Here is a 24,040-nt window from a genome sequence, read left to right on the forward strand (position 1 = left end):
ACGGCCCGGCGGGGCCCCCCCCGCCGCTATCGCGGGAGCCTGGGCGGCTGGAGCCGCGTCCGCCTGCTGGAGCCTTGCGTCCGCCGGAGCTGCGTCCGCCCGTGCGAGGGGAGCGCGGCTCGGCATCAAAGCGCTCGGTGCCGGCTTCGAGCCCGATGCCGTACTCCGAACCTTGGATGCGCTTGATGGAAGCGCGGATTTTTTGCTCCACCGCCTCCAGGCTCGCACGGTCGCGGGCAGTCGCGAGCGTGATCGCTTTGCCGGATTCTCCGGCACGGCCTGTCCGACCGATCCGATGGATATAGGTGTCGCCGTCGGCAGGGGCGTCATAGTTAAACACGTGGGTGACGCCTTCGACGTCGAGACCGCGCGCCGCTACGTCCGTCGCGACGAGCACCTGCAGCCTTGCGGAGCGGAACCGCTTCATGACGGCTTCGCGCTTGGCCTGCGTCAGATCGCCGTGCAGCTCGTCGGCGGGAACGCCGGCTTCCTGCAGCGCTTCGGTAAGCTTCTTGGCGCGCAGCTTCGTGCGGCAGAAGACGACCGCAAGATAAGGATTCTCCGTCTCGAGCAAGCGGAGCAGGAGCGGCTGCTTGTTGCGGTCCGTCGTGATGACGACACGCTGCTCGATGGCGTCGAGCGTCACGGCCGCGCTCTTGATGCGGATATCCTGGGGCACGTCCATGTAGCGGGCAGCCAGCTGCTTGACGGCATCCGGCATGGTGGCCGAGAACAGCATCGTCTGGCGCTTGATGGAGCATTGGTCGATAATGGCCTCCACTTCGGACAGGAAGCCCATGTGGAGCATCTGGTCGGCCTCGTCGAGCACGAGCATGCGGATGGAGCTCAGCGTGACCGTCTCCCGGCGCAAATGGTCGAGCAGCCTGCCCGGAGTCGCCACGACGACATGCGGGGCGGCATTCTTGAGCTTCCGAATCTGGGATTCGACGTCTTGCCCGCCGTATGCGGCCAGTACCGTAATGCCGAGCACAGGGGCCAGCTTGGCCAGCTCGCCCGTAATCTGTATGGCAAGCTCTCGCGTCGGCGTGAGAATCAAAGCCTGCGTATATGTTTTGCCCGGATTGATCTGCTGAAGGGCAGGCAGAGCAAATGCAAGCGTTTTGCCTGTGCCGGTCTGAGCTTGTACGATAACGTCCTTTCCTTGGAGAAGGACGGGAATTGCGGTCTCCTGCACCGGAGTCGGCTCCGAGATGCCTTCCTGCGCCAGGCGTCCGGCAAGCTCGGTCCTGATGCCGAGGGCGGTGAATGATGATGACATGAATGGGGTTCCTCATTTCCTGATTGTGCGCCGGCGCCTGCCGGCTTCGCTGTATCCTTACCAGTATACCAGCAAGCGCGTGCGGATGCACACGGCATCGGGTGAATTTCCGGGGCATTCCACGCCGTTTTTTTGCCCGCCGGCTCCGGGTATGATAGTCTGTGACGGACAAAGGCATATTATGAGCCTGCAAAGGAAAGGATGATGGAGGATGAACGGAAGCAACCGTGCGTCTATCCGGCCGGGCATGACCGTAGATATCGTGCTCAAGCAAGACCAGAGAAGCGGCAAGCTGACCCGGGGCATCGTGAAGGATCTGCTGACCAAATCGCCTGCGCATCCGCATGGGATCAAGGTGCGGCTGGCCGACGGCCAAGTCGGACGGGTCAAGTCGATCATTGACGGCCAGCCGGCGGCCGAAGGGAACTGAAGGTGGCCTTCGGGATCCGGAGGGAAGAGCTGCAGAGCTGGAAGGCGGCCGTTGCGCGGGGAGAACTCGCTTTCTTGACCCATTATTGGATCGACGAACGGTTCCCCGGCGTGAAAACCGTGACAAAAGCCGGCTGCAGCGACATCGTCAAGCTGGAGTCATGGTGCCGCAAGCATGGGCTTGACCCTCGGTATATTCACCGCAGGGAGCGCTATCCTCATATGGATTTGTTTGGTCCTGTACAAATCCGGGTATTGCAGGCGGAAGGCTTGCAAAATCATTTGACACGTTTTGGCATCGACTCTTGAAAAAGCCCGATTCATCAGTTACACTAAAAAAGTGCGTTACTTAAGTAACTAAAATAAACCCACTTTATTGGAGGTTAAACCACATGTCTTCCGAACAATTTTTCGCAGCGGTAAAAGGTCGTCGTTCTCTTTATGCCATCAGCAAGGAAAAAGTGGTCTCCGAAGAAAAAGTGCAATCCATTATTGAAGAAGCCGTCAACCATACGCCATCGGCTTTCAATTCCCAAAGCTCCCGCGTACTGGTGCTTTTCAACGAGCAATCCGACAAGCTGTGGGATCTGACGCTGGAGACGCTTCGCGTCGTGACCGGCGGCGGCGAAGGCTTTGATCAGACCGAGCAGCGCATGGCGGGCTTCAAAGCCGGCTACGGCACGGTCTTGTTCTTCGAGGACGAGAATGTCGTGCGGGGCCTTCAAGATCAGTTCCCGACCTACCAGGACAACTTCCCGAAATGGTCCAGCCAATCGTCCGGCATGCTGCAATTCGTCGTATGGACGGCACTCGAGGCGGAAGGTCTCGGCGCTTCTCTGCAGCATTACAATCCGCTCATCGACGAGCAGGTCAAGCAGACTTGGGAGCTGCCCGAGAGCTGGAAGCTGATCGCTCAAATGCCGTTCGGCAAGCCTATGGCTCCTGCCGGGGAAAAACAGTTCGCTCCAATCGAGACTCGCGTCAAAGTCGTCAAATAAACAAAGCTGAGCTAAGGCTGGTCCGGGCTGCCCGGACCAGCCTTTTTTGCTGTCCTGGAGAGGGGCTCGTTCCGGCAACGTCTGCTGCGGAATTCGCCGGCAGGCATGCAGGAATTTCCCGGATAGGATATACTGTATTGCATAGGCGGTCATCGGAACCGCAGGTGCAAGAAAGACAGCAGGATCCTCCAGCGAAAGGAACACGGAAACGCCATGTCGATTTGGCTTTGGACGGCTGCGGCCGCGGCCGCTTTGCTGCTTCTGCTGGCGGCGGCCAGCATGTATTTCTATCGCGTCGCCATCGCGCGCACGCCCAAGACTTATCTGGAAGGCAACCCCGATCTCCCTCCGAAGGAAGCGTCCGTCTCCCAACTGGACCCATCCGAGAGGGAAGAGCAGGTATGGCTCCGAGGCCGGCACCCGGAGCGGGTCCATCTGGTTTCCGACGACGGCCTGGACCTGCAAGCCTATTGGCTTCCGAGCAAGGCTGAAAGCGGCCGTACCGCCATCCTGGCACACGGCTATTCGGGAGAGGCGGCGCAGATGGCTGTGTTTGCCCGTTACTACGCTGAAGTTCTGGGGTGGAACGTGCTCATGCCTGACGCGCGAGGGCACGGCAGGAGCGGAGGCGGCTATATCGGCTTCGGCTGGCATGAACGCAAGGATTATGTCCGCTGGATCGACTGGGCGGCCGGGAGGATCGGCTCCGGCGCGGAAATCGTTCTGCATGGGGTATCGATGGGCGGCGCCACGGTATGCATGACGAGCGGCGAGGAATTGCCTCCCCAGGTGAAGGCGATCGTGGCCGATTGCCCCTACACATCCGCGAAGGACGAGCTCGTCTATCAGCTCAAGCGGATGTACAAGCTGCCGGCGTTTCCGTTTTTGCCCCTGACGAGCCTGGTGACCAAGCTCCGGGCCGGCTATTTCTTCGGCGAGGCTTCCGCTCTTGAACAGGTCAAGAAGGCGAAGGTGCCGATGCTGTTCATCCACGGCGAGGCGGATACGTTCGTGCCGACGTGGATGGGGATGAAGCTGTACGAGGCTTGCCCGCAGCCGAAGCAGCTGCTGCTCGTGCCGGATGCGGAGCATGGGGTTGCCCGCCAAAAATCCCCGGAGCATTACGATGCCGCCGTGACGGCTTTCCTGGATCGGTGGCTGCCCGGAACGGCGGCGGGGGAAAGGCCGGCGGAGGCGCAGGCTGCAACGACATGATCGGCCGCCTGAGGCCGGGTCCAAGGGCCTCGCAGGCATGCCAAGGGGGAGCGGCTTCAGCGGATGGCTGTGCTGTCCGGACCGCAGGCTCGCCAGACAGATGCTGCATACGACAAAGAGTCCTGGGCCAAAAGCTGGCGCCAGGACTCTTTTTATTCCAAAGGCAGACGAGGCGGATTTGTTTGAGGCTGCCCGCTCTACTGGCGATGTTCAACGCATCCTATCCGGCCTCTTTTCGGGCTGCCGTCAGCCATGCGTCAAGAGGGAAAGAACTTGGGCAGGTAGCTGCGGTTCGCTTCCAGCATTTCAGCCAGCAGCTCCTTCGCGACAGCGACGGACGGAACGAGAGGATGATGAGCCATCGCCTGCAGCGCCAGGCTGCGGTCGCCGGTTACGGCTGCTTCGATCGCGAGCGCTTCGTACGTTTTGACGGCATGGATGAGCCCTTTGGCCTGCGCGGGGACGGCCGTCAGCTGGAGCGGAACGGGACCTTGGGAGGTAACGAGGCAGTTGACCTCGATGCAAGCGTCGTCCGGGAGGAAATCCAGGATGCCGTTGTTCGCCACGTTCAGCGTCTGCACGTCGCCGGTGCTGTTGTAGAGCGAGCGCATGAGGTTGACGGCAGCTTCGGAATAATAGGCGCCGCCCCGCTGCTCCAGCTGCTTCGGCTTCTCGCTCAGGTCGGGATCCTTGTACAGGTCGAACAGCTCGGCCTCTACGCGCTTCACTACCTCGGCACGGTTGCCGTTTTTGCGCAGGGATTCCTGCTGCTCGGCAAGCATGGCATCCGTCATGTAGTAGTATTTGAGATAGTAGGAAGGCAGCGAACGAAGTCCTTGGATAAAGGCGGGGTCCCATTCCCCGGCTGCGACGTTGGCGGCGGAGAAGGAATCGTCGCCGCGCAGCAGCTCCGGCAGGCGGTCGACGCCGTCGACCTCGGCGCGGCTGACCCAGTGAAGATGATTGAGGCCGACGAACTCGGCGTAGACCCGGTCCGTCGTCGTGCCGTATTTGCCGGAAAGCCACTTGAGCAGGCCGATCGGAGCGTTGCACAATCCGACGCTGCGGACCGAGGAATGCTTGTGGATGGCCTCGGTCACCATGCCGGCCGGGTTGGTGAAGTTGAGCAGCCACGCCTGCGGCGCCAGCTCTTCGATATCCCGGCAAATATCCAGCAGCACCGGAATCGTGCGCAGCGCCTTCATCATGCCTCCGGGGCCGGTCGTCTCTTGACCGATGACTCCGTATTTGAGCGGAATCGCCTCATCCTGGCCGCGCGCCTCTAGCATGCCTACCCGCATCTGCGTGCTTACGAAGTCGGCACCGGCGATGGCGAGCCGGCGGTCCGTCGTCAGATGGACTTCGATCGGAAGGCCTGACTTCTCCACCATGCGCTTGGCCAGCTCTCCAACGATGTTCAGCTTCCACAAGCCGGCTTCGATATCGACGAGCCACAGTTCTCTTACCGGCAAGGAATCGTAATAACGGATAAATCCTTCGACTAGCTCTGGCGTATAGGAAGAGCCTCCGCCGATAACGGCAACTTTTAATCCTTTGCTCATGCACGATCACTCATTTCCGTTGGATTGGGCGGCTGTCATGCCGCTTGAAGCTGGCAGGGAAGCGCCGGAAATCAGAGCTGCCCGCCTGAAGGCCGGATGTCCTCGAAATTCTGGTACCGGCCCATGGCGGCATACATCTCGCCGGTAATCTCCCGGCCGCAGGCGTCGAGCGCGCTCCATAACGCACCGATGACCGGCTCGATCTCCAGCTTCACGAGCGAAGCCAGAGGAGCGGCATCCTTCAGCATCGCCTGGATAGGGCCGCTGATCCAGCCGGCGTCGCCGCGTGTAAGCAGGCTGCCTGCGAGCACGACGTCGAACGGGATTCCGCCTAGGCCCAGCTTGGAGACGACCGCTTGGACGGACAAGGCCAGCTCCTTGCCCTGTTCGCGCAGGATGCCCAGAGCGACGTCATCCCCGCTCCCGGCGGCCTGGAACAGCAGGCGCACGGCATCCAGCGGCACGCTGCGGTTATGGTCGAGATAATCATGGAACATCTCGTCGACCGTGCCGTAACCGAGCAGTCCGAGCAGCATCGGCGTCAGCTGCGTGGCGGCGCCTCGGCCGTCCCAGGAGCGGACGACCGCACGGAACACTTCGACGCATAAGCCGCCTCCGCCGCCCCAATCCCCGTACATGTAGCTGAAGCCACCGCATTGGTACGTCCGGCCGTCAGGAGCGACGCCAGCGCAGTTCACTCCGGTGCCGCATATGACGGAAACCCCGTAGGGACGGCGGGTGCCTGCGCGCAGGCCGATGATCGTATCGCAGACGATCGTATACCTTTCCGTGAAGCCGAGGCTGTTCACAAGCCGATGCAGAATGCGGAAGTCCGCCTCCCGATCGGCTCCCGCCAGCCCGAAACAGGCATGATCGACGTCTGCGGCTGAAATTCCCGCCTCGTCGAGAGCTTGCTGGAGGGAGATGGAGAGGTTGGAGCGGGCTTCCTCATAGCCGTTCTGATGATTGCCTCCGCCTGCGCTTCCTTTGCCTGCAATCCGGCCTGTATGGTCGCACACAAGCGCATACGTTTTGCTGCCTCCGGCATCGATTCCTACATAATAGCTCATGGAGTGTCTCCTTTTTCCTGATTGTCCACCATAGGGCTTGCGCTTCGTCCGGTCGATTCCCGGATGACAAGCTCCGGTTGGATAACGACGCCTTCCGGCGCTGCGCCATCCTCCATTCGGGCCATAAGGGCGTGCACGGCCGCCTGGGCGATGGGAAGGACCGGCTGCCGGACCGTCGTCAGCAGGGGATGGAGCAGGGAGGCCAGGTTCTGATCGTCGAAGCCGACGACGGAAAGGTCTCGCGGCACCGAAAGCCCCGCTTCCTGCAGGGCGTTGATGATTCCGGCTGCAATGTAATCGTCCCCCGCGAATACAGCCTCCGGAAGCCGGTTCTCTTCGAGCCAGCGTCTTGCGCTGCGGTAGCCGTTCTCGATGGAGTAGTCGCCCGCCTCGATCAGGAACGGCTCCAGTCCGGCCTCCTGAAGAGCTCTCAGAAACCCGCTCTTGCGTTCCCGAGTGCTGTCGTAATGAGCAGGCCCGCTCAGATGAGCGATCTTCCGCAGCCCCAGTTCCGTCAAATGCCTGCAGGCCATATAGCCTCCGGTCTCATGGTCGACCTTGACGGTGGACGGGGCGGACTTGGCGTCCTGACTGTCGATGACGATGTATGGAATGCCGCTCTGCTCCAATTCGCGGACGATTTCGTCTTCGTCGGAAGGCGACAGGACGATGACCCCGTCCACCCGGTTCTCGCGGATGAGATAGCTGCTGCCCGGCTCGCCGGATTCCGGCGCGATCGACAGCGCCAGAAAATAGCCTTGAGCCGACAGCTCGTCATGAACGCTCTTTACGATGGCGTCGAATACGGAATCCTGGAGCGTTGAAAGGGTGAGTCCGATGACGCCCGTGCTTCCGCGCGCCAGCGTCCGGGCTGCGGCGCTTGGACGGTAGTCCAGCTCTTTCATCGCGCTGAGCACTTTCAGCCTGTTGTTCTCGCGGACGTTGCCGCTCCCGTTGAGCACTCGGGATACCGTCACGACCGACAAGCCGGAGCGCTTGGCGACATCGAATATGCTTGGTTTCATGAGCCGTGCCCCCTGAGTAGAAAGTTTCCTTGGTGCGGCAAATTCGAAAGTTATAACGCTTAAACTTTTGACGAAAAAAATTTTGCGGTTTGCAAAGCCGAAACGGGGTTGAACCAAAGTTAAAGCCCTTAAACTTTATTTGTTCCCATTGTATCGGCTATGAGGCTTAATGGCAATCTTTTTGTGGTCATATCGGAACAAAACGCAACAAAAGGAGGATGCGGATGGGTTTATATTTGATGATCGCAGGCATTCTGATCGCCGTATTCGGAAGCGCGTTCAGCTTCAGCATTGCCGGCGACTATATCTATATCAGCTTTTTGGCATGCCTGATAGGGGGATTGCTGCTCACTGGAATCGGAAGGATCATCGATATCATGGAAACCCGCGGCAGGCCTCCCGGTCGAGGGGAAGCCTGAACGGCACTTACGCTGCGAGAGGATCGTTGATGGCGCCGAGGAACAGCCACATCCCCGAGGTCGTGTCTTCGACGGCATAAAAGAACGGGCGGTCTGCTCGGAATGAGAAAGGATCGGAGGGAGCGCTCGAGCCGGCCATTCCGAGCGCAGTAACGGCTGCCGCTTCGGTTCCTTTTTCATTGACCTCGAGGACAGCCTGATGCTGGATGAGATTGATAAAAAGGCCGGAAGAAAGGGCGGAAGGCTCAAACATGCCGGTGAAATCCGATGTTCCGCTCGAGAAGGCGTCCTGCACGCCGAAAGTTTTCATGACCGGAATCAGATCGGCCTTATAAGATGCCTTGAACCTCGGAAGCGCGACGGATCCCGAGGAGAGAGCCAGCTCGTCCTTCCAAACCCCGTACCGCTCCAGATCGGCGACGATATCCGGAACGCCGAGCCCACTCTGCGGCACGACGACGAGCAGGTCGAGCTTGTCCTGAAGATACGGAATCCGGACCGCTTCCAGGCGTTCCGTCTTCACATGCGCATAAGAACCGGATCTCTGCATCATCGGGACCTTTTGAACATTCCCGTCCATCGTGTGGAACGGCTCCGGCTTTGTCCGGACAGGGTCGAATTCATCCTTCCAGGCCCCTTTGAAATAAACGGCGTTCATCATGATGGCGCGATCATCCGGATTCAGCGTTTGGGAGGGATCAAAGACGGATTCGATCATCCCCTCGGTATGCTTGGAGACCCATTCGTTCAAAGCCTTGACCGTTTTGGGCGAAGGCATGTCGACGGCCTGCAGGTCGGCCTCATAGCTGTTCTTGAGCGCGGCTTCATAAGGCTCAAGGAGATGCAGGCCTTTCTGATACCAGAAGGAATTCGACGCCTTAAGCTTGATGCCCTCCGCCGGAAGGCGGAGATAGGAACGAAGCTTTTTTGAGCCGGCCGCGATCTCGTCCGGATGAGAGCCGTTCCAGCCAAGCGCTTTCGCCATTTCCGCCTTGGTCCCGCCGCCGCTTCCGCTCCAAGCCATTCCGAGAGCCTCCGAGACGCTGTATGGAGAGAGGACGATGTTCTTGTCCCTGTCCGTCTTGGCCAGCTCGCGGAACAGCGACAGCCCGAAGGCATCGGCTGCCTGCACATAAGGCTCATTCAGCTTGAGAGCCGCCTCTGACCGCGCCTGCTCCTGATTCTGGATGCGGCTGGACTGCTTGCGGAACTCTTTCTCCGCTTTCGCTTCCTTGTCTTGGGCAGACATTCCGCAGCCGGCCATGAGCATGGACGTGCCGAGGAGGACAACCGCGGACATCCGGGCCTTTCGTCTGATTGGCATTATGCCGCTCCTCTCCGGGTACGATTTTATCCTTAAGACGGCAAGCGGAAGCTTGAAGTTGCAGACTTTTCCATCCCTTGGCGGATGTGGTAAAGTGGGAGGCATACAGGGCTGGCAGCAAGAAGCCGTTCAATAGCTGTTTTTTAAGCTGAGTAAGGAGGTGTTTGCCCTGATCATTCGGGAAATGGAAGAAGAGTTCGTCCTGATCCGCCAGCATGACCATGCCGCATTGTCGGCGGCGCTGGCAAGAGCGGCGTGCGACAGCTTTTTGCCGATCGGAAGGTTTTCCGCGGAGCGGCTGTATGCGATCGAGCAGCATGACCGCGGCTGGATCGAGCTGGACGAGACCCCGATCTGGAATGACGCCGCCGGCAGGCCGTTCGCATTCGAGGATTATCCTCTCCTGCCCAAGATGGCCTACTACCGGAGAGGCATACAAGAGGCGGAGGCTGTATGTCCTTATGCGGGGCTTTTGATCAGCTTGTTCTACACCGCATTTTTCGAAGGGTTCGAAGGCGCGCAGGTCGATGGCTTCCGCAAGCATGAGGAGGTAAGGCAAAGGCGGATCCGCATGAATATGCGTGCGAGTGCGGAAGAGGCCGCGCTGGATATGGCGCGGCTGCAGCTGTTCGACAGCCTGTCGCTGTACGCTTGCCTCAATGATCCCGGCACGCCGAAGGATCAGGAGCATCCGTGGTACCGGGCAGGGTTCGGCGCTTCCCGCAAGCTGTTTCCGGACAGGGACATTTTGTCCGCTGGCTGGGAAGGGCCCGGCGCGGTGCGGTTCTCGGCTCCCGTGCTGAAGCGGGAGCTGACGACCTCGCTTCCGGTGAAGAGAATTCCGAGAAGATTCGCACGCGAGATCGGAATCGACGCGGCTTACAGCGGCACATCTTGGACCGTCGAAGAGATTACCTGGCTGCCGCCGGAGTGATTCGGACTCGGGGACAGCCGCGTGATGCGGCTGCGTCCGCAAGCCCAAAAGCCGCCTGGGTACAGGCGGCTGCTTGCAAATGCCAATGGACGGAACGAGCGGGCTCCGCTGAAGGAGAGGCAGGCTTCAAGCTTGTCGTAGTCGGCTCCCAAAGCAAGGAGAGCCTTCCGGCCGAGCCTCCCTTCGTACTCAAGGAGAGCCTTCCGGCTGAGATCTCTTCTCGTAATGCTCCGCGATCTGCAGGATGATGATTTTGGCCATCATGTAGACGGGAATGGAAATCATGACGCCGACGATGCCGCTGACCGCCCCGGCGATCAGCACGACGACGATCGTGGTGAGCGGGTGGATGTCCATCGTCCGCCCGTAGACGAACGGGGAGATCAGGTTGCCTTCCAGCTGCTGGGCGATCAGGATGATGACGAGAACCCATACGGCGGACGAGAAGGAATCGGTGAAGGCGATCAGAATGCATGGCACCGCGCCGATAATGGAGCCGATATAGGGAATCATGTTCATGGAGCCGACAAAAATCGCCAGCAGCAGCGAATACGGCAGGTCTACGATCAAAAAGCCGATGTAGCAGAAAGCGCCGAGCGCAAGGCAGCAGACGACCCGCCCGATGACGAACTCGCTGAGCATCTTGTCGATGGAGTTGAAGATTTCGATGGCATCGCTGCGGTATTTGGCCGGAGAGAACCGGACGAACGACGTATAGCCTTTCCGGTCTTCCTTCAGCATATAGTAGAGGAGGACCGGCACCGTGCCGACGACGAGGAACACCGTAGTCACGATCGACACGGCACCCTGGAGATAAGTGGAAGCGTAGTTGATGAACTGCTCCAGATAGGTCGACACCTTGGTCGTCAGATCAAGCTCCTTCAGGCTGAAGCCCGCGATGCTCTGCTGCTGCAGGTAGTCGATCTGGTCCTGAACGGCGGAAGCCAAGGCGGGCAGGTTGTTCAAAAATTCCTGTGTCTGGGACTGCAGAGGCGGCCATACGAGCACAATCAGCAGAGCGAAGACGGAGAAGATCAGGATGAACAGCAGCAGCACGGCCAGCCACTTGGGCAGGTTCCACTTGTGGAGCTGGGTGACGAGCGGCCTGAACAGGTAATAGAAGAAGAAGGACACGACAAACGGCAGCAGGAGCATGTTGAATGCAAGCAGCACCGGACGATAGACGAAGTCCAGCTTGGACATCAGGTACAAGATGAGCAGCACGAGAATGATGCTGATGCAGATTTGATAAAAACGTCCGATTTTCACCCGGCAGACCCCCATTAACGGTTGAAGCTTTTACCACAGTTGTACCCTGACGGCGCATGCTCTAATCCATGCAAAAAAAGGCGGTGCGGAAGAAACCTTCCTGCCGCTGCGCCGTATGTAGATTCAACGGCAGAAAAAACTCGGTTCAGAGCTTCTTACTAGCTAACTATGCTGATGCCGATTCCATTCAGAACCGACCCAAGGAGGAAAACAAACCATGTCCCTGTTCAAACGACTTCGCGACCTGACGCTCTCCAATGTGTACTCCCTGATTGAAAAAGCCGAGGATCCGGTGAAAATGACCGATCAATACATCCGTGACATGGCCGACGATCTGGAGGATGCCGAGAAGGCGGTCGCCGCCCAGATCGCGCTTGAAAAAAGATTCAAAAAGCAGTATGAAGAGCAGGAAGCGCTCGTGCAGAAGCGCAACGAGCAGGCCCATCTCGCCGCCCAGAACGGCAATGTCGATCTGGCCCGCCGCGCTTTGGAAGAGAAGAAATCCGCGGAAGCTAAGCGCGACGAATTCAAGACCGCTTACGACAGCAACAAGGCGTCCGCCGACAACTTGCGCGAGAAGCTCGGCCAGATGCAGAAGCAGCTGGCCGACCTTAAGAGCAAGCGCGAGACGCTCGTAGCCAGCGCCAATGCGGCCAAAGCCCAAGTGGACATCAACCGTACGATGAACGGCTTCGGCAACGATACGGCAATGGCCGGACTGAAGCGGATGGAGGAGAAGGTGCTCCAGATGGAGTCGCAAGCCGAGGCGAGCAACGTGCTGAACGACAAGGGCAAGTCGCTCGACGAGGAATTCGAGGCTCTGGGCAAGGACAAGGCCGTTGAGGATGAGCTGGCCGCCCTGTTGAAGCAATACGAAAAATAAGCTGTAAGGGGAGGCCGTGCCGCATGGCGCGGCCGCCCCTTATCTAATGAACGGGGGAACTTCTGATGACGCTTGAATCCGCTGTCCGGCTCTTGACCGGAACTTTCGCCTGGACGGCTGCCGGAGCTCTGCTTCTGGCCTTGCTGATGGCCGTCGATTCGCTGACGACCCGCTATAAGGATCTTGCGGAGATGCGCAAGGGGAATGTAGCGGTGACGACTCGGTTTATCATGAAATTATTTGCACAAGGATACATACTCGCCCAAGCGGTGCGCACCTCTTACAGCTTGTCCGAGGCGTTGATCGTGTCGGTCGTCTCCTTTGTCATCCTGCTGATCATCGAGCTAGTCGTTCGCCGGCTGCTGGACCGCTTTGGAGGCTTCCATCTCGACGAGGGGACGAAGGACGGCAAAATCGCCCATGCGCTGCTGGCTGGATCGCTGCATCTCACCGGGGCGCTGATTGTCGCTTCTACGCTGTAACGCACAAGGACGGAACTTATAGACAGGGGGAACGGGAGATGAGCCTGTTCAAACGAATCTCGGGCATCCTCCGGAAGCCGGAGCCGCCCAAGCCTGAAAAGAGCGTGCTCACGCTGGGACCCGGCGATATATGCGAGGTGTCTCTGGTCACCTATGAGGTCATCGGCAAGACGCAGAACGTCAGGCGCAAGGAAACGTTCCTGTCCCTCCAGGACGGGACGGAGCTGCGCTATCTTCATATCGAAGACCGTCAGAGCACCGAGTATACGTTGTATGCTCCGGTGGACGGAAGAATGGATTCCATGGAAGAAATCCCTTCCACAATGGAATTGGACGGAAGAGACTATTACCTGGAAGAGAACTATTCGTCGCCGGTCCAGGTGACGGGCCGCTCGCCGCATCAGGCGGCGGGGGAGCTACATGTATGGCAGTACCAATCCGACGACCGCAGGCTGCTCCGCATCGAATGGCAGGAAGGGAGAATTCTTCTCTATGAAGGGGAATCGATCCTTACGGCCGACGTGAAGGTGCTGCGGGGAAGCTAGGAGGGCTAGCAGATGGGCAAAAAGTGGTTGAACGCCCTTAAGTGGGTCCTGGCCGCGACGCTGATCGTATCGCTGCTCAGCGGCTGCGGAGCTCCCAGAGTAAGCGATCAGTACCCGCTCGTGTCGGTAAGCAAGGAAGGCGGCCAGACATCCTATGTGTACCGGGCTGCCGGCGAGACCGTTCCGGAAGTCGCGGCGAGGCTGGCGGAGCAGAAGAAGCCTCAGCAGATGTCGGATTCGGACGATGAGCGGATGTTCCTCGTCTATTCCGACCAGTGGTACCATCTGCAGAGGGATCCGGCCGAGCCCCGGGATACGCTGATCGAGATCGACAATAAGGAATTCATACAGCGGAACTACAACCCTTCCTTCCTGGAAGGCTACTTGACAGCTGTGCTGGTCGGACAGCTGTTCGACACAATCGGGAGCTACGGCAAATACCGCGGGTATACAGGCCGCGATGTCTACAAGCCGGCGACCGGCTCGTACCGGACGCCTACCGTGTCGGACAAAAAGATGGCGCCCCCTCTGACCGTGCCCGGAAAAGGCTTCATCACCAAGCGAGGCGGCAAGGTCACGGATCGTCCGAGCGACAGCGGAGGCCTCTTCGACCGCAATCCGACGACCTCGAGCGGAAGCAAAGGAACGATCAAGCGGGGCAGCGGATCCTCCTCGGACAGCAGCGGATCGTGGCTGTCTCCGCGCAAGAGCGTGCCGAAGACGAAGTTCGGCAGCTCCGGCAAAATAAGGCGCCGACGATAACCGGCGGATAGATATGCCAAATCCGCCATCGGCATAGATTAGATCAGGCGCGCTTCATCAAGGAGGAAGCCCTTATGGACAGAATCGCCATCATCTCGGATATCCACGGCAATATGCCGGCGCTGGAGGCTGTGCTCGGCGACATCGCCAGACGGGGAATCGGCCGGATCGTCTGCTTGGGCGATCTGATCGGCAAGGGGCCGGGCTCGGCTGAAGCCGTCGACAGGATCCGCAGCAGCTGCGAAGCCGTCATTAAGGGGAACTGGGACGACTTCATCAGCAAGGAATCCGAGCTCGAATTCATCCGGTGGCATCAAACCCGTCTCGGGGAGGAACGGCTCCGCTATTTGGCCGATCTTCCCTTTTCCGCGGAATATGTGCGGAGCGGCAGACTCATTCGACTGCTCCATGCCTCTCCGGAAAGCGTGTATAAGCGCGTGCAGCCTTGGGATTCCGAAGAGACGAGGCTGGCGATGTTCGAGCCTCCGCTTGGAGAGGCGGAGAGGGCCGATGTGCTTGGATACGGCGATATCCACCAAGCCTATGCCCAGCATCTGGACGGCCGGCTGCTGTTCAATTGCGGCAGCGTAGGCAACCCGCTGGATATGACCCAAGCTTCTTATGCGGTTCTGGAGGGATCGCAGCAGGAGGACGACATGGCTCCGTTCTCCTTGCAGCTGATCCGGGTGCCGTATGATATCGAGGAGGCGGTTCGGCTGGCCGTCGAGGCCGGCATGCCCGATACCGAGGCTTATACGCTGGAGCTGAGAACCGGCCGTTATCGCGGCAAAACGATTTGACAGTGGAGGCGATGCCGATGATACGCGCGATCCTGTTTGACCTGGACAACACGCTGCTCGACCGCCAGGCCGCTTTCCTCCGCTTTGCCACCAGGCTGGCGGAGGATTACGCCGATGCCGAAGGCGAGGAACGCCGGAGCTGGATCGACTCTGTCGTCGAATGGGATGAAGACGGATACAAGGACAAACCGCAATTGTTCCGGGAAATACTGCAGCGCCTTCCGTGCAGGCCGGCGGCGGGATGGGAAGAGCTGTACCGATACTACCAGACGCACTATGTGGCTTCCGCCGTTCCGATGGAGGGAATGAAAGAGCTGTTGTCCGCGCTACGTCCCTATTATAGACTCGGCATCGTCACGAACGGCAGGGACGACATCCAGAACGGCAAGATCGACAAGCTGGGCATTCGGGGCTGGTTCGGCTCCATCGTCGTCTCGGAGTCGGCCGGTATCAAGAAGCCGTCTCCTCTCATATTCGCCCAGGCTCTGGCTGAGCTCGACGTCAATCCCGAGCAGGGTCTCTTCGTCGGGGATCATCCCGTCAACGACGTCGAAGGTGCTCTTCTCAGCGGGATGCGGGCCGTATGGCTCAAGCGGAGCCAGCCCTGGAACGAATCCATCGCGGTCATGCCCGATGCCGTCATCTCCAGCCTGGCCGAGCTTCCCGACGCGATCCGGCATGCATGGGGCCAGACGGCATCATCCATCAAGCGGCTTTCCTGATGTTCAGGGAGCCGCTTTTTTGCCGCGTCCCGAACGGACCGGCGTATTGACGACCGTCACCTTGTTCTTGCCCGTCGTCTTGGAGCGGTACATGGCTTCATCGGCTTCCCGGATGACTTCCTCCACGGTGCTGCCGCTGCGGGAATAGCTGACGCCGATGCTCATCGTCACGATGGATTCTTCTTCGACCCGGCGCCGGAGCAGCTCCGCGATCTCGGCGGCCTTGTCCCCGGAGCCGACAGCGAGCAGCAGCTCCTCGCCTCCATAACGGCCGGCTATGCCCCCGCTCTGGCTGATCTCCCGCATGATCTCGGCGACCTGCTTGAGCACCCCGTCCGCCCGATGATGCCCATGAGTGTCGTTCAGCTTCTTGAAGTTGTCGATGTCGCCGAAGATGACGGCGATTCCCTTGCCGCGGACCATCATCTGGCCGGCCTTCTGATGAAAGTGCTTGCGGTTGTACAATCCCGTCAGCCCGTCGGTAATGGATGAGCGGTAAGTCGTCAGCAGCCTGTCGACTACCCATTCGAACAGCAGCAGGAAAAGCAGGATGAAGTAAATGACGGGCAGCATTCTCGAGAGCAGCAGCAGCATCGGCACGCTGCCTTGGAAGACGTAGCGGTCGGTGACGCGGGCCAGGTCTCCGGCAAAGTAAATCATGAGGCCGACGGAATACTTCGTGCGCAGCTCGACCCCTCTCGTATCCAGCAAAATCAGGAAATTGACGAGAATCCCATAGAAATCCAGGCCTACGAACGGGATCGGTGCGCCGGCGGAAGTCTCCAGCAGACGCGGGTTGAATGCGATCTCGAGTCCCGCAATGAAAGCGGCGGCGAGCGCCATCAGGAAAAAGGGCGCACCCTTGAGGCGGACGGCGGGATGGCTGTATAATTTCATGAACACAAAGTTTATAATGATGAAAGCAAAGATGCCCAGCAGTCTGGTCCCGAGCTGAAGAAGCGGCGGAGAGGTCCCGCCGTCGGCTCCGGCAGCCTGAAGCAGCTGCAGCATCATCAGGAGCGGCAGCACGACGATCAGCAGCCGGTAGACGGGATGCCGCCGGTAGCTGCGGTACAGGCGCACGGACATGAACATCATCATGGCCAGCACGGTGAGGGAGCAGGCTGAAGCGAACAGTCCGATGGAAGGATCGGACATCCAATTGGTCATAGCGATTACACTCCGTCTTTTTCAACGATTCTTCTTCTTGCGACTTCTGATCTCGATCTTCATGATCTTGCTGCCTGGAATCTACCGAGAGTCCATTTCATGCTACAATGGCGGTATCGGCTTGACGGAAGGAAGATATTAGAGGGAACGTCCGTTCTAGTATAACATGATCATGTCTGTTCGGAGGAGATGCGGACGATGGAAATTTTACAGGCCTTGTTTTTTCCGCCGGAACAGCCCGGCGGCGTTTCTTCCATGGTTCCGTACATGCAGGAGAGGTTCAACAAAGTCGGCTGGCCGACGGAGCTGTTCTCTCTGCCCAAAAGAATCCGGGGCAAAGGAAAAGAGGACTTTCCGTTCCTCCATCTGGAGGCGAGGGAGTTCGAGGACAATCCGATTACGGCCAAATATTTGCAGACGCTCCGGGATTACTTGTGGTGGACAAAGCTGCGCATCAAGCGCTCCTATGATCTGATCCATGCTCATCATCCCGTAGCGGCGCTAGTCATGAAGCAGGTCTTTCCGGATACGCCGCTGGTCGTCACGATTCATTCCAGCTACGAGAGGGAGCTGATCCTGAACGGCAAAATCCAGGAGGGCGGTCCCGAACACCGGTTCCTGACATCCATTTACAAGGAAATCGAGGATACCGCCGACCGGATCCTGACGGTATCGGATTCATTCCGCGCCTATCTGGCGCCCTATGTGGAGCGCCCCGAAGAGATCGGAATCATCGCCAACGGATTCGACGAGCGCAGATTCAAGCCGATCAGCCATGAAAATGCGGTTCCCCAGCTCATTACGGTATGCCGGCTCGTCCCGGCCAAGGGCATCGACATCCTGCTTCATGCCTGCGCGGAGCTTAAGGCGAAAGGGCATCCGTTCGTGCTCCACATCATCGGCGACGGCCCGATCCGAGAGGAGCTCGAGGCGCTGGCCCTAAGCCTGGACTTATACGACGACATCATCTTTTACGGCTATATGCTTCATCCCGAGGAGTTCATGCCTTTCTTCGACGTTTTTGTCCTTCCGTCCAGAGCGGAGGCGTTCGGCAGCGTGTTCGCCGAAGCGGCCTTATGCTGGCTTGCGCTTGTCGGGACGGATGTCGGCGGCATCGGCGAGCAGATCGATGACGGCGTGAACGGGCTGCTCGTTCCCCCGGACGATCCGGCCGCGCTCGCGGCTGCGCTGGAGAGGCTCGTGACGGATTCGACGTTCCGCTATCAGCTGGCGCGAGCGGCGTGGGACAAGGCGAAAAAAGCCTACTCCCTCACGAGAGTGATTTCCCAGTTGAAGCAGGTTTATCTCGAGACGGCGCCGGAAGCGGGCGGGAAAGGCTAGTTCCCCCCGCTCCCGGTTTTTTTGCGTATCATCAGCAGCAGCCATCCAAGGCTTACGAAGCCGAACAAGGGGTAGAGCGTCGAGACGAGCGGGCCGAAGCCGATCTGGCTGAGCAGGTAGCAGAAAATAAGGATGAGGATGATGATCATGTTCCGGGGAATGGGAAGGCGGTCCTGCAGCTGGAGAGCAAGACCGTACACGTCCGCGATCAGCGTCGTGAAAATCTCGGAGAAGATCAGGAAAATGTAGATGAGCTGCACGCCGCTGCCGAGCTGCCGGGCAATGCCGCCCATCGGAATCGCGTATTGCTGGACGCCCGGCATATGGGAGCTGAGGGCGATATGGCCGGCCAGCAGCATGAAGCCGATGCCGAAGCCTCCGAACCAGGAGCCGAGCTTGATCGCCTTGCGGTCGGCGATCTCGGCTCCGAGCGGCACGAGCACGGCCTGGGCCATGGCGAGATTGAAAGCTGTATACAGGAATGGGGAAGCCCATATCCGAAGCGGCGATGCGTCGGTCTGCAGCGTGATCCAGCGTTCTGCGCCGGGAGAATGGAACGTATCGAACAGGACGAAAACGGTGAACAGCAGCATGACGGGCACGACGATGCTGTTGACGGTAAGGATCGCCTTCATGCCTCTGCGCAGCATCGCATAACAGGCGACGAGAGTGACGACGAGCCCGGTCTGGTACGAGATGTTCCAGTTCTCATAAAAGATCGTTCCCGCTCCGGCGAGCATGATGGCGTTGACGCCGAGCAGCACGACAAGCATGAAATGGCTGACCAGTTGACCGATCGAGCGGCCGAACAGAGCTTTGTTGAGATCCTCGTAGGATTTGGCGCCGATCTCCCCGGCCAGAATCATCATTTTGGCTCCGAGCCAGATGAAAAAAACCGTCGCGACAGCAATCGTGAAGGAAGCCCAGTAGCCGTACCGGGTGAAAAACTGCAGGATTTCCTGTCCGGTCGCGAAGCCGGCTCCGACGATGGTGCCCATATACGTAAACCCGATCTGCAGCACTCGCCCTGTGCGTCCCGGCATTTTCGTCGCCTCCGCTTCTAAATCAATCCTTACCATTCTATGACAGCGAGGGGACAGGCATGACAAGTCTTTGGCAGGCGGCGGGCCGGTCCCGGGTTGCGCGATCGCTCCAGCTATGATAATTTAACGGAAAGAATGACGCCGGAAGGGACTAATGCGCCATGGAACAATTGAAGCAACGCATCTTGCAGGAAGCCTCGGTCATGTCGAGCGACGTGGTCAAGCTCGATGCGATTCTGAATCATCAGGTCGATCCGATCCTCACGATGGAGATGGGGCGGGAATTCGCGCGCATCTTCGCCGAAGAGCGGGTGACCAAAGTCATTACGGTGGAATCGTCCGGCATTCCTGTCGCATTCGCCACCGCCCTCGAGCTCGGGGTGCCGCTGCTGTTCGCCCGCCGCAAGAAGACGCTGATCGCCGATCCGGATCATTATTCGGAACGGGTGCCGTCGTTCACGAAGGGAATCGTGACGGATCTGATGGTATCGAAGTCCATGCTCTCCGCGGACGACCGGCTGCTGTTCATCGACGACATCATCGCGAACGGCGATGCCGCGCGCGGCCTGGTCCGCATCATCGAGCGCTCCGGCGCTTCGCTGGCCGGTCTCGGCGTCGTCGTGGAGAAAGCCTTCCAAGCCGGCGCAAGCACGCTGAGGGAGAGCGGAATCCGCGTCGAATCCCTGGTCAAGATCGCCTCGCTCGAGAACGGGAACATCGTGTTCGCGGATTGAGCACAACCGTATGGGGAAATCAACTCTTTCCCCGGATAGCCGTATCCCCTATAATAGGAACAAGATTCTTCAAGGGAGGCATAAGGATATGGAAAACGCGAGTCCCGAGTTTTTTGAATCCAAGCTGTCCGATGCCAAAGTCCATTTCGAGCGCGCGCTCGATTGCAAACATACGGAGTTTGACGATCTCTATCCTTACATGATCGAGCATCCGCAGTTTTTCTGGTACAAGCGCTATGTCGCCTGGTCGGAGCTGCTGACGGTCGTGAAGCTCAGCGAGGAGCTGGGGATGGAGTGGAAGGGCCAGTTCACGGAACGCCAGGCCGACTATATCGCCAAGCGCGTCATGTCTTCCAGAGTTCTGGACGAATGGTTCGAGACCAACGACACCAAGGAGCATGTCGGCAACGCCGAATGAAATCATTCGGCAACGCGGAAGGAGCCTGTCGGCAACGCCGAATGAAATCTTTCGGCAACGCCGAATGAAAGCATAGAGAATCCCGGGAGACATGCCGCCAGCCAGTCTTCCCGGGGCTTTTTTGTGTCTTGAGGATAGGAGAGGCAAGCTGAAAATGTTTCAACCGAGAGAATGGAGGGTAATTTTATGAACATCGCAAGCGAAGACCTGCTGAACCAATATCGGATCTCAGGCGAGAAGGTCAGGGTGATCCGGGATGAGATGGAGCAGAACGATGTGCTCGGAATCGTGGTAGCGTGGGATGACGACTCGGTCATGATCCGAAGGCCCAACAAGCGTGTCGTCAAGCTGAGCCGGAGCTACCGGTACGAGCCTGCAGCGGCTCCGCGTTCCTGATCGTCCTCAACAAACGAAGGAGGCGGCGCAACATGTTATGCCCTAACGACCATATGGTCATGAATCATACGGAAGCGGACGGAATCTCGATTCACAAGTGCCCGGTATGCGGAAGCGTGCGGCTGTCCGGACATGAAGAGGACAAGCTGGCATTCGGAGGGGTGGAGCTGTATCCCTGCGCTCCCAAGGGTGCTGCCGAGACAACGCAAGAAGCGCCGTTCGGCGCGTCGGACAAGGAAAGCTCCGGTCGATCCAGCCATGAAAGCATAGGCATCGACGCTCTTGTGTATGGAGCACCGGAGTCCGGCAACGGGAGCTTCGATTGCGGCCGATACGGCTATGTGCCGGAGGACGTCCAGGCAACCGATACAGATCGGAGTGCGGCCTCATATGGAATGCCTCCCGAAGATTTCGGGAGGGTGTCCGAGACGGAGCGGGGACAATCGGCGGGAGGCAGCTATGCCTATCAGCCTGTCCCGTCCAAAATCTGAATTGCGGAACTTCTTTGATTCAATTGACTTGTCCATGACTGCCATGATACTATAACTAACGTTGCAGCGACGATACATGTGCTGCCGAAGCGGTTTATTTGCGGTCATGGCGGAATTGGCAGACGCGCTAGATTCAGGTACTTGTGCGAAAGCTGGTTGAGATTCCCCAAAACCCTTGTGGTTATGCGGTTTTACTGAAGTATTGGTTCCAAGTTCTCTCCTGTAGTTCTCTCCGTTTTCCGAGAGGCACATGAGGGTAAAAATGTGCGGTCATGGCGGAATTGGCAGACGCGCTGGCTTCAGGTGCCAGTGGTAGCAATACCGTGGAGGTTCGAGTCCTCTTGACCGCACCACCCTAACAATTAACGAGCTCTTGAATTTGTCCTTGTGACGATTCAGGAGCTTTTTGCATGATTGGGATTTGTAAAGTGTTGCTCATGACCTGTGCCGACGAAATCTTTGAACTGTAGTCAAGATGAGCATAAATGTTAGCCGTTGTGGAGTAATGGCTATGCCCAAGCCATTCTTGAATGTCCTTCATATTAACGCCATTTGCCAGCAATAAGCTGGCGCAGCTATGCCGAAGATCGTGAAAGCGAATCCTTCTCAAATTATGCTTCTCTAGCACAATCGGGAAGTGCTGCGTAATATACCCCGGTTTTATCAATTGCCCTAGCTTATCTACATAGATATAGTCTTTGTAGTCATTGGAGTACGAACTTTTGTAGAGCGCCTGATTTCGCTGCTGTTCCTCAAGTAATCGCAAAAGCAATTCCTGAAACGCCGGGACGAGGGGAAGGGTGCGACGACTGGATTTATTTTTGGCCCGGTCCTTTGCGATTGTGATTTGTTTGCCCTCATAGGAAACAGGAATGACGGTGTGCTGGATGGTAAGTGTCTGGTTCTGAAAGTTGATCGCCTGCCATTTGAGCCCTACAATCTCGCCGCGCCGTAAGCCATAGAAAGCGGCCAGTAGGACGGCAAGCTCGACTGGATCGCCTTTTACTGCCTCGAATAACTCCTGAAGCTCTTGATCGTTGTAGAAGCTTCCTACAAAATGGTTCTTTTTTGGGCGCTCAACTTTATCAGCCGGATTGGTTAAAATCATATCCATTTTAAGCGCGTGTTGCAGAGCTTGACGGATATAGGCATGAAAGTGTTGTACGGTACTTGTAGAAAGCTTGAACTCCTTTAACATGTGCTGGTAGAAATCATGCAAGTGTTTGGGTTGTATCTCCAGCAGTCGAAATCCTTTTTCACGAAAGTAAGGGACGATTCGGCCTTTGACCCCAAAGGTGTACGCGGCATGAGTAGTGACTTCGACTCGATGCTTCATCATTTCCAGCCATTCCAACATGAAATCGCTGAAAAGAACACCGGCTGGACTGTCCGCGTCTGGAGTGGCTTTCTTCTCAATCGGCGGCGTTATTTCCTCGACAATCGTTTCAGAAGGAATTTCAAAGCTCTTGCGTGCGTCTTGCAGCATGCTTTCTGCTTTCTTCTTGTTCCCCTTTGTCGGTAACCCTGTTGCAATCCATTTGGTTCTCCGCTTGCCCTCTTCGTCTTTGTAATTCAGAACGATATAATAATTCCCTTTCTTTTCTTGCAGATGGCCTGCTACCATCGTAATCCCTCCCAGGATAGCAGCCCGGCTTCCTACCATCGACACTTTAATGATAACAGGCATAGAAAGATTAGTTCAATGCTGTAAAGCGTCATAGTCGAGTGGAGTGCCGGGGGTCATGATTTCCCGTAAATAATGGATGATGCTCAGCTTCGGGATTCTGTAGAAGCGCCCGATGCGAAAGTGGGCGATGCGCCCTGATTGGAGTAATTTGCGGCCTGTCTTGGTACTAATGCCGCCTAACATGGTACACATTTGCTCGACATTTACGACATCAGGCATGGTCTGAAAAAGAAGTTGGTAAGGATCAGGTTCAAGAACTGGTTGATTTTGATTGTGTGGCATGGGCGAACTCCTTATTCAACATAATTCGATTGAGATGAGGTTCTGAAATATCCCTCTACTATCCGTTTCATTTTTTGGGGGAAATCGGACACTTCCGAGAAAAAATTTACTTTATTCGCTGAAAACAGAATGGGCGTGAGTATGGAGTTCATGTCTGTTGTGAAATTCTGGGGAATGTGCGGTGGTCAATAGAGGAAATGAAAACCTTTGTAAACCTGTGTTTGAAGGAGGACTCGCACCTGCGCGAATGCTATGAAATGATCAATGTCCTAAAACACTAGAACATATCTTATATTAAAGAGTTTTTCAAACATACGGAAAGGATGCAGTTACACACAATAATTTGCGGCAGCACCAAGCTCTATGAAGAGTTTGATGCTGCCGCTTTTATTTTCATAAATATTTTTTGAGAGAAGGGTCCGGTTTGGCTTCAAAAATGAAACGGATGGTAGAGGGGATACATCCCTCCACCGTTCTTTGACAATAACATAACCACTCATCCGGTACGTTCCCCGCATACCCGAAAGGGAAAGCCATTTTGCAGGTGCGCCACGACCATCCTTTATTTGGGGTGCGAGCGATCTTTACCTATGCAAAAATAAATGATGGTATCATTTTGGCGATAATCTATGCGGCGGGATAATGATACTTCCGTCTAGCCATAGTTATCGCAATGGGGGCGGCTTGCAGTGATCCTGGAAGGGGCGACAGCCTATGAGGACGGTTAACCGCCGTTCGCTGGATGAGTTTATTATCATTG

The 24,040-nt window shown here is 57.5% G+C and carries 27 protein-coding genes and 1 tRNA gene; 18 read left to right on the forward strand and 10 right to left on the reverse strand.

Going from position 1 to position 24,040, the window contains the following annotated elements; all coding sequences use genetic code 11:
- Positions 1–1,279, reverse strand: a 1,279-nt coding sequence (locus tag VE23_RS00875) for a DEAD/DEAH box helicase (protein ID WP_084781207.1), incomplete at its 3' end; no start/stop codon positions are given.
- A 211-nt stretch (positions 1,280–1,490) separates the two neighbouring features.
- Here VE23_RS00875 and VE23_RS00880 point away from each other — a divergent pair.
- The 4 genes from VE23_RS00880 (at position 1,491) to VE23_RS00895 (ending at position 3,921) form a co-directional block, all read left to right on the forward strand.
- Positions 1,491–1,709 carry a YwbE family protein gene (locus VE23_RS00880; protein ID WP_049867085.1) on the forward strand — a complete coding sequence of 73 codons (219 nt, stop codon included), beginning with the start codon at positions 1,491–1,493 and terminating at the stop codon, positions 1,707–1,709.
- A gap of 2 nt (positions 1,710–1,711) precedes the next feature.
- Positions 1,712–2,017 (forward strand): hypothetical protein, encoded by a 306-nt coding sequence (locus VE23_RS00885; RefSeq protein WP_049867086.1) that lies wholly within the window; start codon positions 1,712–1,714, stop codon positions 2,015–2,017.
- An 83-nt stretch (positions 2,018–2,100) separates the two neighbouring features.
- Positions 2,101–2,706 (forward strand): nitroreductase family protein, encoded by a 606-nt coding sequence (locus VE23_RS00890; protein ID WP_049867087.1) that lies wholly within the window; start codon positions 2,101–2,103, stop codon positions 2,704–2,706.
- A gap of 213 nt (positions 2,707–2,919) precedes the next feature.
- Entirely contained in the window at positions 2,920–3,921 is a 1,002-nt protein-coding gene (locus VE23_RS00895; protein WP_048744576.1) for an alpha/beta hydrolase, read from the forward strand.
- 257 nt (positions 3,922–4,178) lie between these two features.
- Here the strand turns inward: VE23_RS00895 and VE23_RS00900 are convergent, their stop codons facing one another.
- The 3 genes from VE23_RS00900 to VE23_RS00910 all read right to left on the reverse strand — a co-directional run bounded on the left by VE23_RS00900 (position 4,179) and on the right by VE23_RS00910 (position 7,578).
- Entirely contained in the window at positions 4,179–5,483 is a 1,305-nt protein-coding gene (locus VE23_RS00900; RefSeq protein ID WP_049867088.1) for a 6-phospho-beta-glucosidase, read from the reverse strand.
- Between the two features lie 71 nt (positions 5,484–5,554).
- Entirely contained in the window at positions 5,555–6,553 is a 999-nt protein-coding gene (locus VE23_RS00905) for an N-acetylglucosamine kinase (protein WP_049867089.1), read from the reverse strand.
- Positions 6,550–7,578, reverse strand: a complete 1,029-nt coding sequence (locus VE23_RS00910; RefSeq protein ID WP_049867090.1) for a LacI family DNA-binding transcriptional regulator — start codon at positions 7,576–7,578, stop codon at positions 6,550–6,552. The genes VE23_RS00905 and VE23_RS00910 overlap by 4 nt, the downstream gene beginning before the upstream one ends.
- A 224-nt stretch (positions 7,579–7,802) precedes the next feature.
- On the opposite strand from VE23_RS00910, the gene VE23_RS00915 reads away from it, so the two are divergent.
- Complete coding sequence (locus tag VE23_RS00915; protein ID WP_021877838.1) at positions 7,803–7,997, forward strand: hypothetical protein; 195 nt, start codon at positions 7,803–7,805, stop codon at positions 7,995–7,997.
- Between the two features lie 7 nt (positions 7,998–8,004).
- On the opposite strand, the gene VE23_RS00920 is transcribed toward VE23_RS00915, so the two are convergent.
- Complete coding sequence (locus VE23_RS00920; protein ID WP_198156120.1) at positions 8,005–9,321, reverse strand: serpin family protein; 1,317 nt, start codon at positions 9,319–9,321, stop codon at positions 8,005–8,007.
- Positions 9,322–9,481: 160 nt separating this feature from the next.
- Between VE23_RS00920 and VE23_RS00925 the strand changes: the two genes are divergently transcribed.
- The gene (locus VE23_RS00925) at positions 9,482–10,255 is read left to right on the forward strand and encodes a DUF3891 family protein (RefSeq protein WP_157053884.1); all 774 of its coding nucleotides are present in this window, start codon (positions 9,482–9,484) and stop codon (positions 10,253–10,255) included.
- Between the two features lie 189 nt (positions 10,256–10,444).
- Here VE23_RS00925 and VE23_RS00930 read toward each other — a convergent pair whose 3' ends face one another.
- Positions 10,445–11,524, reverse strand: a complete 1,080-nt coding sequence (locus VE23_RS00930; RefSeq protein WP_048744567.1) for an AI-2E family transporter — start codon at positions 11,522–11,524, stop codon at positions 10,445–10,447.
- Between the two features lie 217 nt (positions 11,525–11,741).
- Here VE23_RS00930 and VE23_RS00935 point away from each other — a divergent pair, with 217 nt between their 5' ends.
- The 6 genes from VE23_RS00935 to VE23_RS00960 all read left to right on the forward strand — a co-directional run bounded on the left by VE23_RS00935 (position 11,742) and on the right by VE23_RS00960 (position 15,718).
- Positions 11,742–12,407: a PspA/IM30 family protein gene (locus VE23_RS00935; protein ID WP_049867093.1), complete on the forward strand. Its 666-nt coding sequence runs from the start codon at positions 11,742–11,744 to the stop codon at positions 12,405–12,407.
- Between the two features lie 65 nt (positions 12,408–12,472).
- On the forward strand, positions 12,473–12,889 hold the full coding sequence (locus tag VE23_RS00940) for a DUF350 domain-containing protein (RefSeq protein ID WP_048744563.1): 417 nt from the start codon (positions 12,473–12,475) through the stop codon (positions 12,887–12,889).
- A 38-nt stretch (positions 12,890–12,927) separates the two neighbouring features.
- Positions 12,928–13,434, forward strand: coding sequence for a DUF4178 domain-containing protein (locus VE23_RS00945; RefSeq protein ID WP_048744561.1), 507 nt, complete (start codon positions 12,928–12,930; stop codon positions 13,432–13,434).
- A gap of 12 nt (positions 13,435–13,446) precedes the next feature.
- Positions 13,447–14,196 carry a DUF4247 domain-containing protein gene (locus VE23_RS00950; RefSeq protein WP_049867094.1) on the forward strand — a complete coding sequence of 250 codons (750 nt, stop codon included), beginning with the start codon at positions 13,447–13,449 and terminating at the stop codon, positions 14,194–14,196.
- 74 nt (positions 14,197–14,270) lie between these two features.
- Positions 14,271–14,996, forward strand: a complete 726-nt coding sequence (locus VE23_RS00955) for a metallophosphoesterase family protein (protein WP_048744557.1) — start codon at positions 14,271–14,273, stop codon at positions 14,994–14,996.
- A 17-nt stretch (positions 14,997–15,013) separates the two neighbouring features.
- On the forward strand, positions 15,014–15,718 hold the full coding sequence (locus VE23_RS00960; protein ID WP_048744555.1) for an HAD family hydrolase: 705 nt from the start codon (positions 15,014–15,016) through the stop codon (positions 15,716–15,718).
- Between the two features lie 3 nt (positions 15,719–15,721).
- Here VE23_RS00960 and VE23_RS00965 read toward each other — a convergent pair whose 3' ends face one another.
- Positions 15,722–16,888 carry a GGDEF domain-containing protein gene (locus tag VE23_RS00965; protein ID WP_069202411.1) on the reverse strand — a complete coding sequence of 389 codons (1,167 nt, stop codon included), beginning with the start codon at positions 16,886–16,888 and terminating at the stop codon, positions 15,722–15,724.
- A gap of 198 nt (positions 16,889–17,086) precedes the next feature.
- Here VE23_RS00965 and VE23_RS00970 point away from each other — a divergent pair, with 198 nt between their 5' ends.
- Positions 17,087–18,229, forward strand: coding sequence for a glycosyltransferase family 4 protein (locus VE23_RS00970; protein ID WP_049867095.1), 1,143 nt, complete (start codon positions 17,087–17,089; stop codon positions 18,227–18,229).
- On the opposite strand, the gene VE23_RS00975 is transcribed toward VE23_RS00970, so the two are convergent.
- Positions 18,226–19,272: a YkvI family membrane protein gene (locus VE23_RS00975; RefSeq protein ID WP_048745552.1), complete on the reverse strand. Its 1,047-nt coding sequence runs from the start codon at positions 19,270–19,272 to the stop codon at positions 18,226–18,228. The genes VE23_RS00970 and VE23_RS00975 overlap by 4 nt on opposite strands.
- 161 nt (positions 19,273–19,433) lie before the next feature.
- On the opposite strand from VE23_RS00975, the gene VE23_RS00980 reads away from it, so the two are divergent.
- From VE23_RS00980 to VE23_RS01000, 5 genes are all read left to right on the forward strand, one after another.
- Complete coding sequence (locus VE23_RS00980) at positions 19,434–20,006, forward strand: xanthine phosphoribosyltransferase (RefSeq protein WP_021877826.1); 573 nt, start codon at positions 19,434–19,436, stop codon at positions 20,004–20,006.
- 88 nt (positions 20,007–20,094) lie between these two features.
- On the forward strand, positions 20,095–20,424 hold the full coding sequence (locus VE23_RS00985) for a hypothetical protein (protein WP_048745550.1): 330 nt from the start codon (positions 20,095–20,097) through the stop codon (positions 20,422–20,424).
- Between the two features lie 192 nt (positions 20,425–20,616).
- Entirely contained in the window at positions 20,617–20,820 is a 204-nt protein-coding gene (locus tag VE23_RS00990) for a hypothetical protein (protein WP_127507673.1), read from the forward strand.
- Positions 20,821–20,852: 32 nt separating this feature from the next.
- Positions 20,853–21,311, forward strand: a complete 459-nt coding sequence (locus VE23_RS00995) for a hypothetical protein (protein ID WP_157053885.1) — start codon at positions 20,853–20,855, stop codon at positions 21,309–21,311.
- Positions 21,312–21,577: 266 nt separating this feature from the next.
- Positions 21,578–21,664 (forward strand) — tRNA-Leu (locus VE23_RS01000).
- Between the two features lie 2 nt (positions 21,665–21,666).
- Here the strand turns inward: VE23_RS01000 and VE23_RS01005 are convergent.
- Complete coding sequence (locus VE23_RS01005) at positions 21,667–22,935, reverse strand: tyrosine-type recombinase/integrase (protein ID WP_083436177.1); 1,269 nt, start codon at positions 22,933–22,935, stop codon at positions 21,667–21,669.
- A gap of 75 nt (positions 22,936–23,010) precedes the next feature.
- Positions 23,011–23,280, reverse strand: coding sequence for a helix-turn-helix domain-containing protein (locus VE23_RS01010; RefSeq protein ID WP_048743932.1), 270 nt, complete (start codon positions 23,278–23,280; stop codon positions 23,011–23,013).
- Positions 23,281–24,040 lie beyond the last annotated feature (760 nt).

This window comes from Paenibacillus sp. D9 (assembly GCF_001188365.1).
In the GTDB taxonomy this organism is placed as follows: domain Bacteria; phylum Bacillota; class Bacilli; order Paenibacillales; family Paenibacillaceae; genus Paenibacillus_O; species Paenibacillus_O humicus.

Coding starts and splice junctions, on each gene's coding strand:
- VE23_RS00905 (WP_049867089.1), bottom strand. CDS start 6,553: ATGAGCTATTATGTAGGAATCGATGCCGGAGGCAGCAAAACGTATGCG.
- VE23_RS00975 (WP_048745552.1), bottom strand. CDS start 19,272: ATGCCGGGACGCACAGGGCGAGTGCTGCAGATCGGGTTTACGTATATG.
- VE23_RS01010 (WP_048743932.1), bottom strand. CDS start 23,280: ATGCCACACAATCAAAATCAACCAGTTCTTGAACCTGATCCTTACCAA.
- VE23_RS00920 (WP_198156120.1), bottom strand. CDS start 9,321: ATGCCAATCAGACGAAAGGCCCGGATGTCCGCGGTTGTCCTCCTCGGC.
- VE23_RS00935 (WP_049867093.1), top strand. CDS start 11,742: ATGTCCCTGTTCAAACGACTTCGCGACCTGACGCTCTCCAATGTGTAC.
- VE23_RS00895 (WP_048744576.1), top strand. CDS start 2,920: ATGTCGATTTGGCTTTGGACGGCTGCGGCCGCGGCCGCTTTGCTGCTT.
- VE23_RS00950 (WP_049867094.1), top strand. CDS start 13,447: ATGGGCAAAAAGTGGTTGAACGCCCTTAAGTGGGTCCTGGCCGCGACG.
- VE23_RS00970 (WP_049867095.1), top strand. CDS start 17,087: ATGGAAATTTTACAGGCCTTGTTTTTTCCGCCGGAACAGCCCGGCGGC.
- VE23_RS00915 (WP_021877838.1), top strand. CDS start 7,803: ATGGGTTTATATTTGATGATCGCAGGCATTCTGATCGCCGTATTCGGA.
- VE23_RS00980 (WP_021877826.1), top strand. CDS start 19,434: ATGGAACAATTGAAGCAACGCATCTTGCAGGAAGCCTCGGTCATGTCG.
- VE23_RS00900 (WP_049867088.1), bottom strand. CDS start 5,483: ATGAGCAAAGGATTAAAAGTTGCCGTTATCGGCGGAGGCTCTTCCTAT.
- VE23_RS01005 (WP_083436177.1), bottom strand. CDS start 22,935: ATGGTAGCAGGCCATCTGCAAGAAAAGAAAGGGAATTATTATATCGTT.
- VE23_RS00945 (WP_048744561.1), top strand. CDS start 12,928: ATGAGCCTGTTCAAACGAATCTCGGGCATCCTCCGGAAGCCGGAGCCG.
- VE23_RS00955 (WP_048744557.1), top strand. CDS start 14,271: ATGGACAGAATCGCCATCATCTCGGATATCCACGGCAATATGCCGGCG.
- VE23_RS00965 (WP_069202411.1), bottom strand. CDS start 16,888: ATGACCAATTGGATGTCCGATCCTTCCATCGGACTGTTCGCTTCAGCC.
- VE23_RS00960 (WP_048744555.1), top strand. CDS start 15,014: ATGATACGCGCGATCCTGTTTGACCTGGACAACACGCTGCTCGACCGC.
- VE23_RS00880 (WP_049867085.1), top strand. CDS start 1,491: ATGAACGGAAGCAACCGTGCGTCTATCCGGCCGGGCATGACCGTAGAT.
- VE23_RS00940 (WP_048744563.1), top strand. CDS start 12,473: ATGACGCTTGAATCCGCTGTCCGGCTCTTGACCGGAACTTTCGCCTGG.
- VE23_RS00985 (WP_048745550.1), top strand. CDS start 20,095: ATGGAAAACGCGAGTCCCGAGTTTTTTGAATCCAAGCTGTCCGATGCC.
- VE23_RS00910 (WP_049867090.1), bottom strand. CDS start 7,578: ATGAAACCAAGCATATTCGATGTCGCCAAGCGCTCCGGCTTGTCGGTC.
- VE23_RS00890 (WP_049867087.1), top strand. CDS start 2,101: ATGTCTTCCGAACAATTTTTCGCAGCGGTAAAAGGTCGTCGTTCTCTT.
- VE23_RS00995 (WP_157053885.1), top strand. CDS start 20,853: ATGTTATGCCCTAACGACCATATGGTCATGAATCATACGGAAGCGGAC.